The 10,937-nt window shown below is 58.1% G+C and carries 11 protein-coding genes; 7 read left to right on the forward strand and 4 right to left on the reverse strand.

The genetic code is table 11. The features are described from left to right. Positions 1–397: 397 nt before the first annotated feature. From AC0L23_RS32335 to AC0L23_RS32355, 5 genes are all read left to right on the forward strand, one after another. On the forward strand, positions 398–1,684 hold the full coding sequence (locus AC0L23_RS32335; protein ID WP_473357903.1) for a tyrosine-type recombinase/integrase: 1,287 nt from the start codon (positions 398–400) through the stop codon (positions 1,682–1,684). 89 nt (positions 1,685–1,773) lie between these two features. Continuing rightward, positions 1,774–2,073, forward strand: a complete 300-nt coding sequence (locus tag AC0L23_RS32340; protein WP_473357904.1) for a hypothetical protein — start codon at positions 1,774–1,776, stop codon at positions 2,071–2,073. 98 nt (positions 2,074–2,171) lie between these two features. After that, positions 2,172–2,411, forward strand: a complete 240-nt coding sequence (locus tag AC0L23_RS32345) for a helix-turn-helix domain-containing protein (RefSeq protein ID WP_473357905.1) — start codon at positions 2,172–2,174, stop codon at positions 2,409–2,411. Continuing rightward, positions 2,411–2,857 carry a hypothetical protein gene (locus tag AC0L23_RS32350; protein ID WP_473357906.1) on the forward strand — a complete coding sequence of 149 codons (447 nt, stop codon included), beginning with the start codon at positions 2,411–2,413 and terminating at the stop codon, positions 2,855–2,857. Before AC0L23_RS32345 ends, AC0L23_RS32350 begins: the two co-directional genes overlap by 1 nt. Continuing rightward, positions 2,854–5,730, forward strand: coding sequence for a DUF5906 domain-containing protein (locus AC0L23_RS32355; protein WP_473357907.1), 2,877 nt, complete (start codon positions 2,854–2,856; stop codon positions 5,728–5,730). The genes AC0L23_RS32350 and AC0L23_RS32355 overlap by 4 nt, the downstream gene beginning before the upstream one ends. Before the next feature lie 556 nt (positions 5,731–6,286). Here the strand turns inward: AC0L23_RS32355 and AC0L23_RS32360 are convergent. Beyond that, entirely contained in the window at positions 6,287–6,520 is a 234-nt protein-coding gene (locus AC0L23_RS32360; protein WP_473357908.1) for a helix-turn-helix domain-containing protein, read from the reverse strand. Between the two features lie 149 nt (positions 6,521–6,669). Between AC0L23_RS32360 and AC0L23_RS32365 the strand changes: the two genes are divergently transcribed. Further along, positions 6,670–7,263, forward strand: a complete 594-nt coding sequence (locus tag AC0L23_RS32365; protein WP_473357909.1) for a hypothetical protein — start codon at positions 6,670–6,672, stop codon at positions 7,261–7,263. 183 nt (positions 7,264–7,446) lie between these two features. Here the strand turns inward: AC0L23_RS32365 and AC0L23_RS32370 are convergent, their stop codons facing one another. Continuing rightward, a complete protein-coding gene (locus tag AC0L23_RS32370; protein WP_473357910.1) occupies positions 7,447–8,091 on the reverse strand; it encodes a hypothetical protein in 645 nt (214 codons plus the stop codon). Between the two features lie 1,263 nt (positions 8,092–9,354). After that, positions 9,355–9,558: a hypothetical protein gene (locus tag AC0L23_RS32375; RefSeq protein ID WP_473357911.1), complete on the reverse strand. Its 204-nt coding sequence runs from the start codon at positions 9,556–9,558 to the stop codon at positions 9,355–9,357. Between the two features lie 148 nt (positions 9,559–9,706). On the opposite strand from AC0L23_RS32375, the gene AC0L23_RS32380 reads away from it, so the two are divergent. Continuing rightward, the gene (locus AC0L23_RS32380; RefSeq protein ID WP_473357912.1) at positions 9,707–10,360 is read left to right on the forward strand and encodes a hypothetical protein; all 654 of its coding nucleotides are present in this window, start codon (positions 9,707–9,709) and stop codon (positions 10,358–10,360) included. Between the two features lie 27 nt (positions 10,361–10,387). On the opposite strand, the gene AC0L23_RS32385 is transcribed toward AC0L23_RS32380, so the two are convergent. After that, complete coding sequence (locus AC0L23_RS32385) at positions 10,388–10,747, reverse strand: hypothetical protein (RefSeq protein WP_473357913.1); 360 nt, start codon at positions 10,745–10,747, stop codon at positions 10,388–10,390. Between the last annotated feature and the right edge of the window lie 190 nt (positions 10,748–10,937).

Below are 10,937 nucleotides of genomic sequence, written 5' to 3' on the forward strand. Positions count from 1 at the left end.
GGCAAATGACCAAAGCGCGCGACACGCGGGCCGCGAAGCATTTGGCTCGTCAGCTTCATGCACTATGATCTGGGATATTTCGACCTGGAGCAGAAAACCCTGCAACGTCTCGACAACGAGGCTGTCACCCATGTCTTAGGTACGTTCCGTTACCCATGTCTTCGGGCCGGACAATCAAGGCGCTGGTGCCGCAAGAGGGATTCGAACCCCCGACCCCGTCATTACGAATGTTGGGGCGGCTAACTTGCTGATATTCCTCTGAATTCGGTCTGGTTGATTTCTTTCCTTGCTTCAGGCACTTACTCGTAGTTTGAATTGCTCTGAATTCCGTCGAATTCTCTTATGCGCTTCTCGCAGCCTTCTCGCGAAAAGAAACAGCACCGCAGCGAACCTCCACATGAAATTCACCGACGCTAGTATCGCCGCCGTCCCGCCGACCGACCGCGAACAGTGGGTGCGGGACGACATGCTCCCGGGCTTCTATCTCCGAGTCCAGCCGAGCGGCGCGAAGTCCTACGCCGTCAAATATAGCCGGCGAGGCAAGAGCCAGACAGTCACGATCGGTCGGGTTGAGACCTGGAATGCATCGCAGGCCCGAACCGAGGCCAAACAACTGCTCGCCGCCGTGAACCGAGGAATAGACCCAGCAGCCGACAGAGCCGCCAGACGCGCCGCTATGAGCCTGCACGAGGTCGCCAAGCTCTGGCTCGGTTTTGATCCAATGGACGAGAAAGCAAAGGCGAAGAAATCCGCGAAGCGGAAGGCGAGCACGCAAGATGGATACGCCCGCGCCCTTCGACTGCACGTCATCCCACGCATCGGCAGCAACGCGCTAGATGACATGAACACGGCGGCAATTGGTCGCGTAGCCAAGGCCCTGCATGAGCGCCCGGCCCAGCGCAACAAAACCCTCCGCGTCCTTTCCAGCCTGTTCACGTGGGCAGGGAAAAACGGCCATTGCAAGAAGGGCCACAATCCGGCGGCGGCAACCGAAGTGGAGCGCGTGGCTGAGGAGGGCAAAGAACGCTTCCTAACCTCCGAGGAATTGACGCGGCTCGGTGCCGCCATCTACCAAGCCGAGACTGTCGGCCTACCGGTGAACTCAGGCGATGACCGCAAGGCGCGACGCGTCATCATCGACCAGTTCGCGGCGGCTGCTATCCGGCTGTTGCTGCTCACCGGCTGTCGATTGCGCGAAATCCTTCATCTCGAATGGTCGCGCATCGATTTCGAGCGTGGCGTAATCAACCTTTCCGAAGCCAAGCGCGGTCGCCGGCCTGTCATCCTGAATGCGCCTGCTTTGCAGATCCTAAGCGAGCTTCCCCGCATCGGCCGGTTCGTCATCGCCTCCACGGTGGAAGGCAAGCCGCGCGCCGACATCAAGCGTGCATGGCAGCGAGTTCGCGAAGCCGCAGGTCTCGGCGATGTCCGAGGCCACGACCTGCGACACACAGCCGGGGCGGTCTCGGCAAGCTCGGGCTTTGGGTTGCAAATTACAGGCGCCTTGCTCGGTCATAAATCGGTACAGGCCACGCAGCGTTACGCCCACCTTGCCGATGACCCGCTGCGACGCGCCGCCGAACGTGTGGGCTCTGAGATTGCGAGCCGCATTGGTGTCGGTCGTGCCGACGCGGGTGAGGGCGGCGACGCCGAAATCGTCGAACTGAAACGGGGCAGCCGGTGAGCAAGCGTCCTCCCGCAACGATGGCGCAGCGTCCCGAGCGCAAACCCGCTGGAAGGCGCCGACTATTCGTTGAACCTGGTCTGATAGACGTGAACGCACCGCTGCCCGATGCCATCCTTGTTACGCAGGAGACGCTCCAGCTATTGCGCACGCTGCCACAGGCGGAAGCGGCCCAGCTGCTAGGACATATCATCATGGCCGCCGAGCACGACGGTGCCCTCAATCCGAGCTCCACCGAGACGCGGCTGGTTCGGGCGCATAAGCGGGTCATGAGGCTTGAGGCTGACCCACCACATCACGAGGACGAAGCGGCGGCGCGGCAGTATCGACGTGACCGGAAGACGCTTGGCCTCGACGCGCGCCCTGAGGGGAGGCCGCCGAAAACCTGACCGAAAACCGGACATAGCGTCCGCGAAGTTTGTCCTGATAGCTGATTATCGTACGCGCTATGCCGTAGCCCTCGCAACTACTTATGAGGGTTTTTCCTATGACTGCATTGGATTGGATGACGGGCGACGGCGCGTCGAGTTATCTCGGCGTTTCCCCCGCAGCGCTGGCAAAGTGGCGCATTTCCGGCGAAGGGCCGAAGTTTGCGCGAATTGGCAAGCGCGTCCGTTATCACCGCGATGACCTGGATGCCTGGATGCTGGGCCAGCGCGTGAATTCCACGGCCGAAAATCCATCTGCCCGTCGCCCGAACGCTGGCCGCAAGAAGGCGGTGGCGTGATGCCGGACCCGCTGCTGAAGGCCGCCGAGCAACCACCGGACCACAACGCGCTCCTTGCGCATCTCAAAGCCGAGAACGCCGCCTTAAAGGCAAAGTTGGCAAGAGTTGCCCAGGACATCCGCAAAGTGTTTGGCATCGCCGAAGACGTGCCGCATGCCGTCATACCTACCGTGGTCGCGCGGGCGAGGACGTCAAAACTCGATAGATTGGGGAAGCAGCCCACTACGTTGAGCACGCGTGTGCTCGCAAAAGGTGCCGAGCAATCCCCCTTCAAGTCCTACATCGAAATGGGACTTAGACTGTTCTTAGCAGATCATCCTGACACGGCTTGGCAAGCCGGTTATCTAGCGTGCCTAATCGAATTGGGAGAAGAGTTGAAGGTCGATAGAACAATTCTCGAAGCCACGAGAACAATTCTACACAAAACCAGCGTAGAGCACCTATGAGCGACCTGAGCAATACGTCAGGCAGGCGTGAAGCACTGGCTGCACAGATGCAAAATTTCAGCTTCTCCGACGAACAGTTACGCGACTTCATTGCAAACCCCAGGGCCGGGTACAGCGGTTGCAGCCCTGGGGAGGCAAGCGAGATCGCAAGGATCGTGCTGGCCGAGCGCGAAGCCAAGGAAGCAGCTCGGAAGGCTTTGCCAATTACCCCATGGCACTCAGCAGTCTCGTTCAGCAATCCACGAGAGCACAAGAAAATAGTCGTCACGTTTGCTGAAGACGCCAAGTCTTGCGGCGCTAAGAGATATATTTTCAATCCTGACGGCTCGGTTTCGAAAGTCACGCACGCGACATCCTCCGGCAAGATGCTTGTGACAGAAAGCAATGTGGTAGAGACAGCAACCATCGCACAACCTAGCATGTACGTTGTTTGCTCGGTACCAAAAGGCAAGCAGGTGAGCACCGACGTTCGTCCTGGATCCCTGCTGGAATACGGCATGGAGAGCTCAGGTGCAGCGCTCACGCGCACTGGTAAGCACTTTGAATTCCGCCCCGGTATCGCCGGACTGATGGTCTGCGACCTGGACCCGAAGAGTGCTGAGGAGTGCATCCCGCCGCTGGAATACAAGGATCCGACCGCCTATTGGAGTGCACTTGTGGGTGTCTGCCCAGCGTTGGCGGGCGCGGATGCAGTGTCTCATCCTTCGGGCTCGCACGGCGATCTGACCGAAGTGGCCAGTGGCAAAGTCGTGAGGCGCTCGTTTGGGACTCACGTCCGTTTTGCAGTCAAGGACCAGGAGGACATCCCGCGCGCACTTAAGACACTGCACGAGCGCGCAATGCTGGCCGGTCACCTTCACGCCTTTGTCGACAACGCAGGAATCGTCCATCCGCGCTCGATTTTAGATAGCCAGTTAGGCGCTGTCGCCCGGCCCGTGTTCTCCTGTCCGGCAGTCGTTCCCCAAGGTTATGAGCTCCGCAATCGCCCGACGCTAGTGCACCACTATGGCGACTACCTCGACACGAAAACGGCGATCCCAGAGCTGACGCCGGAAGAGCGCAAGAAGCTCTACATGAAGATTGAGGAGCTGAAAGATACACCGACGGTGAAGGCTCTAAGTGAGAAGCGCCGCACCGAATTTCTCGCGAAGCATCCCGAGTGGTCGCGGTCCGTCAATTCGGTTGGCCGTTCGAGGGAAGGCTATCCAACGTTTCTGCTCACTGGCGAGGAGAAGATTGAATTGTCAGGCGTCGGCGTGATGTCGGCGCGAGAGCTGGTCAACCGTTACAAACCGCTGACCAAGGGCGAAAAGGTCAAGCTTCGGTGCCGCGACCCTTTGGATCCCAATTACGGGGGCGACAGTATCGCAATCGTTTACGAGGACATTATCTTTTCGTGGGCGCACCACGGGCGCGTGTTCCGCCTACCTAGCGAAGAGCCAGCGCATAGCGCTAAGGACTTCAGCCGGGAGATTGATGCTCGCCTCTGGTCGAAGATGATGGCTGCTCTGGAGGGCACCGATGAGGGCGCCGCCTACGGTGCCGCTGCCGCCGCGCTCTCCTACCGTTACGCCTTAGTGCGCATCGGCCCGGCCGTGCATGTGCTGGACCGCAAGCACCTCCACGAAATCCCAGGCTCCGGCGGCCTCCTCAAGAAAGAAGCGTTTTTCGACTTGCACGCCGCCTTAAAATTCGAGTTGCCTGGCCTCAAGCCGGTCGGCATGGCGCGGTGGTGGTACGCCTCCGACCACCGCCACGCCTATGATAGCATCGTGCTCGCCCCCGAGGGCAGACGCGCCAAAGGCCAGGCCGCGCTGGCTAACATGTTCAACCTCTGGCGGGGGTATTCATGCGAGCCGTGCGAGCAGGGTAGCTGCGAGAAATTCAAAGACTACTTGCTTCGTATCGTTTGCAACAGCGACCAGCAGGGCTTGATGTGGCTCTGGCGCTGGATGGCGCAGCTCGTGCAACGCCCATGGGATAAATCTGGGGTGGTTGTTGCGCTGACGGGGCCCCAGGGGGCGGGCAAGTCGACGCTTGGCGAGGTTGTCGGCTCGCTTTTCAACGAGGCTCACTTTGCCCAGACCGACAACATTGAGGAGCTTATTGGGCAGTTCAACTCCCGAACCTCAGGCAAGGTCGTGGTGCTGCTCGACGAAGCCTTCTGGACTGGGGACAAGCGCCTCACTGGCAAAGTCAAAAACCGCATCTCGGCCAAGACTGAGCGCATGGAGAGCAAGGGCGTGGACAGCGTAACCGTGGACAGTTTTGCCCGCTACATTCTCACGTCTAACGACGACCACGTCGTCAATGCGGAGATTAGCGACCGCCGGAACACGGTATTCAAAGTGAGCGATGCGGTGGCCCAGAACCACGCCTATTTCGCAGCGCTTCATGCCGAGTTGGACGGTGGCGGGCGTGCGCGTTTGCTCTGGGAGTTGCTCCGCTTCAACATCGGTGACGGGTTCGTGCGTCCTTACGAGAACGCCGCCCTTGCCGAGCAGAAAGAAGCTAGCATGGACCCGGTGACCGAGTGGTTTTTGGGCTTACTCAAGTCCGGCAACGTGCTCTGGGACGGCGACGGCAACCCGAAAGCGATGGAGTCCACGGCCCTGCATGAAGGGGCGTGCCGCGCTTCGCGCATTATCGGGCAGCATATCAACGCCACGGCTTTTGGCATGCGGCTCCGGAAGGTCACCACCGTCCATCTCCGGCAGGTCACCACTATGGACGGCCGCCGGCCCCGAGTTCTTATGTTCCCGTCGCTCGCAATGGCGCGCGCGGAGTTCTGCCGTAAGACAGGTCTTGCCATCGACTGGGACGCCGGTCGTGTAACCGGCCACATGGTAAAATGGCCTGAAAGCCCGCAATGAACTCGCGGGGACCACGACCGCTCTGCACGACCTCATTTTGAGGGCCTGCGCCTTAAATCGCTCGATTTACAGCGGCTGCACGACTTCACGACCTGCACAACTAAATAGCACTGCCGCTGGAGGGACGCGGCGAGCGGGCCGGCGCGCTGGTCCCGGACCTTTCTTCCAACGCTCAGAAAAGGTTGTGCAGGTCGTGCATGTTGTGATGAGGCAGCAAAATCAAGAACTGCCCAATGCACAACCTCTGACCGGGTGACAGGGACCAACGTGGAAGTCGTGTAAGGGATTAAACCGAGCGCGCGCGTCGTGAAATGCCTGGCCTACCGTCGCGAGGGACGCGGACGCTGGCAACGCTCGCTCAGTGTACTGTGTATTGTGTATTTTTCCAAAACAAGGGAAATATCAACCGCTTAGTGTACACAAACGCGGTACACATCAGGTTCGCGTTTTGTGTAACGTTAACGGTAGGTAAGGGTTGCGGCGCGAGCTCGCGATCAGCTATCGAGGCGGTGACTGCAGGGACTGCGTTACGGCCGCCCTATATGTCGCTCACCGATCAGCGTTCAAGCTTCCTACGCCTTTGTGGTGATCTTAAGAGCTCGGCCGGCTCAACATCCAGCACTCTCGCCAACTTATCAACGATCTTAAGACTGGCGTAAAAAGCTCCCTTTTCTAATTGACTCAAATAGCTGCGGCTAACTTCCGCTTCGTATGCGAGATCGTCTTGCGACAGCCCTTTGGCATGCCGCAGCCGACGCAAGTTAGTCGCAAACACCTCTCGCAGGTCCATGCGAGAAGCGAATCCATCCGTTCAAAATGTGCACCTCGATATATTGAACAAAGCGCCGGATAAGCGTTAAACTGTACTTTGAGGGGAAATCTGGCGGGGCTTTAATGCTTAGGGTAGTTCGCGCAGCGATTGTTAGTGCATTGCTCGTGATGTCGGGAGCTTCCCATGCTGAGCGGCTGTACTGCAGAGCCAACGGTCTGACAGCAACGCAGCTGGGCGCCGACAGCGTGGAAGTGTGCACGGCAAATCGTGCCAAGTGCGTTTTTATTCACTTCAAAGTGCTTGAACGAAGACCGGACGGCGTCACGCTTTGGTGGGGCGGCTATGACGCTCCACGTGATTTCTCGACGGTTGTACTCAACACCTTCGCGAACAGACATGAAGCAATTATGTCGGGCTCCGACGACTCGGGTCTTTGGGGAGCCGGGTCTTGTGCCGGCTGGTTACCCGTGTTCGGCGCCAGACCTTCCGTACCGAAAGACACGTTTGCCGCTGTATCGTGCATCTACATGACCCGTTCAAAGTCCTTACGCGTCGACTATGGCCCTTCGGGCAGCAGCGAAGCCGCTATGATACGGAACAATGAAGAAAAGCCCCGCGTAGCATTGGTGGCTAGGGCCGCTGATGGTTCCTTCGAGCTGGGCGATGGCATATCTGTCGAAGAACGCCGCGGAGTTTCGTTCATGCGCACGCCGGATGGCGATACGGTATCGTGCACCAACCTGCCGAAGCGCGGACCATGAACCATTCGCCCAGTCTAGCCTTCGGTTTAAGCGGTTAACCACGCGGATGATTGTTAGCTCTAGCGCGTCGCGAGGAGGGTCTGCCGTTGGATCTGATGACGTGCGACGCACATTAGAACCTTGACAAAGCACACGCAAAATCGAGTTCTGAGGCCGCCCCGAGAGGGGATGGCGCGCCCGAAACTACTCCTGCGATTCTGGTCTCCCCCGCGATGAGGGAAGCCGGATCGTTGGTTTTGCAGACTTGGCGCGGGGTTTTAGATTCGGAGTCTTTGGCGGAACATGTTTATAGCGCCATGGTCTCAGCCGAAGTACCTCGCTAGCGGTATCATCCGTTTTGGGATCGTAAATTCGGTCCAAGCGTAGGTAAATCATGCCGCAATCTGATTGCATGTCGGACAGTTCGCGGACGTTGAAAAATTCGGTTTCGATGGCCTGCATAGATTTGGTGGTAAGAACGTTTGTCACGGTGAGTGTGCCGAAGGCAAAATGAGAGCTTCGATGAACCAGGCTGTGGCGGCGCTTGCCGATCATGCCTAATTGTCGAAGACACTCGTCTATGTTCGATTGGGCTTCCTCGGTTAATTTATCTATTCTCATAAACTGCCGAACGGTGTCAGATAAGTCGGGAAGACGCATCCCACCGAAAACAATTCTAGCCTTTTCGTCTGTCAGGCCGGACAAGTACCGCGCAAGTAAATGAACGGCGGCTTCAGCAGTTGCGTACGATGTTACGAAACGCCCAACCGCTTCGTAATGTGGTGTATCTGGCCTGATCTCAGGTACGGGATCGGGACGGCTTCCCATCAGTTCGTCAAATAGGCCCATGGCAAAAGCACCTGGCAAGGAAATCGAACTTCACCCCGACGCATGGGAGCGCTTTGAGCGCGCCGCTGGCGCTGTCGCGAAAAGCCGCCGCAACATCCGGTGGCGAAGAAAAGAAAAGCAGCGAAGTCGAAGCGTAAGGCCGCAAAAAAGAAAATCAGACTCTTTACAGAATCAATACGAAACGTAGTGTCTTTTGGCGCTACTAAAAAAGGGACCGCCCCGAAGGGCGGCCCAGTCTAGGCAGTTGTTAGGGGCTTGGTTCGCTAAAAGCGGGGCAAGCCCCGGCAATGTTCGCGAACAAGCTCCCAGCGCCCGAACCTGAAGCGCCGATATTCTCGGACAGCGACCGGTTGGGTCATTGGACACCAAAGCTTCATTTTACTTCTCCATGCCGGGGAGATGGCCCCCGGTTGCCCGGGACACCCTTGCGCCCCGTGGCGGCATACAGAGCCGTGGAGGGTGCGAGGGCGGAGAAGCGTCGAATCATTGGCGCCGTATTACGAGTAGCACTCAGTGCTTCGGCACAGGGGCGGTGAACCACGCACCACTAAGAGCGACTTCACCAAGTGGCTTGCCAGTCTTCGTCCCCACGATTGCTTGCAGTGCATTTTGAGCGTGAGCCACAAGGCCTACAGGATAACTTTCAGCAGATTGGCAGATCATCGTGGCGATCTTTTCAGGGACAGCGTATTCGGCGCGCCCATGGCCGACCAGGAGGGCCGACGAAAGGTCGTTGGCAGCATAGGCTTTACGGATTATCTCGGCCGCAGTGCTCCACTTTTGTTGATCGGAGAGCACCGAGCGAATGGCTGCATTCGAAACCGCCTCCCAGATATCCCGATCCTTTCCTGAATGAGACTTGAACTCTCACATCTTTTTCAAGCAGATCATATCGCTCAGAAATCAGCAGTGCCGAAATCGCTTTTTTTGGGTAGGCTGTAAAAAGCGGAAGCGCTTCTGCATAGGATATGTGAATAAAGGCGCCCACCATCCTACCGAAATAAACCATTTCCCGAGGGCATCCGGTTGTGGCTGCAGCGACATCCAAAACTTAACTGCCTCGTTCACGGGAGGCTCTTACGCCGGAGGCACACGCCAGGCTCGCCTCCACGCCGCCGGCGCCGGATCTCGAAGTCGTGGTCCAGATCCAGACTCGCTTACGCGAGCTTGGCTACTGCGACGCCGGGCCGTCGACGGCCAGCTGGTGCCCAAGGGGCGCACCGAGGCGGCGATCCTCGCTTTCGCCATGAGCCGCTGATCCCGTCAATCGATGACGAGCTGCTCGCCGCGATTGCACGCGCCGAGCCGCGCCAGGCTGCCGATGAGCGCGCGAGCGCGACCACGCAGGATCTGCGCGAGCAGGGCGTCGAACAGGCTCGCCGGGACACGGGTTTGGAGATCGAGCAGGACGCCTACAATCGCGCAAGCTCTTAAACCAAAGTGTCTCAAATAGCGTCGTCGAATCAAGACCCAATGCCGCCGTGTCGAGTGCCGAGGCGCTCTCTCACAGCTGGGGACCAAGGCCCCGTCGCTGGGGCAAGCTCGACATGTGATCTCACGCACGGTTCTAGACAGGAAATCATGAGAAAGGACATAGGGCGACAGGAGGCGAGAAATGAGCAGCGTTTCGAAATACGTCTTCTTCAAACCCCTATCAGGGGGCTATCTCTACCGTACCCCGGGTTTTTGGGTTTTCGGCTCCGGAATACACCTGCTAGTCAATGACAGCCAAAAAGCTGCGATCGTCAAAGCCATAGACTCAGTGCCGTTGCTTCCCATCGTAGCCGGCTCCTGGGTGACCCTCTCCATGCTCTTCGGAACGGCAGCTGTGTGGGCGACCCGATCTCCGTCTCATGGCGCCAGAGAATTGCTCATCGCGACTGCTGTCGTCTTTTCGCTATACGGCGCGTTGCTCATATCTCGACGCGTGCTCCTCACTCGGCTTCAGCCTATCATTGCTGGACTTCCGGAAACGGACGAGCGGATTACGATAGCGGACGTGCGCAAAGCAGCGCCGCCGGTGGTGCTCTCTCCCACTCGGCAACTAATCCTGAAGATTTGTTTCACGCTGATGCCGTTCATTATGGTGGCTCTGGTGATTTCTCGCGCGGTCGATATCCAAGAGGAAACGCAGAAACCTTTGCTACAGGCTTTGTACGATGCAAACGCGAACCCCAGTGGCTTGACGATCATCTTCAACCTTGGAGTTCTTCTGTTTGTTGCATTCCGTTTCGTTCGTCGCGGCTGGCCAGGCGAGAAGCCGTCTTGACGAAAACGAGTTGATCGTCGTCCTGCTCTATTCAACTTCAACTAGACCGAAGCGCTGCCGTCCCTCGATCCGACTGATTGCAGCCAACACGTCGCCGTTCGTGAGGGCGTCCATCAGTTGTTCGACCGTGAAATCCGCACTTCGGGGGTTGCCAGGCACCAGATAGTTGCTCAACACGGAACGGGCCTCCAAGAACGCTGATATCAATGTCTGGATATCTGATCGCTTCGGTACGATTGACGGTGCGTGCTCTTCCTCAATCGGATATTCGACGGCCGCGCCTTCGGGATCGATCTCGCGGAGCCATTCGATGGCAGCGTCACAAGAGGCGAAGACTTTCACGCAATCGTTCTCGACGCTGACATATAGCCAAACCGAATGACTCATGGCGTCGCCTCGCGCTGCTAGTCGATGTTCATGACAACGTTGCCGGGTATCGATGCGTTTAATGCCGCACCATGTCCATGAAGGGTCCTATGGGAATGCTCCCGCCCAGTGATTGTGTTTCGGCATGGAATAAGGACCCCGTTTTCGGGGTGATCGGCATCCAATCGGGACCCCGGGATAAGGGTCCACA

Source organism: Bradyrhizobium sp. MI1.4 (assembly GCF_055811315.1).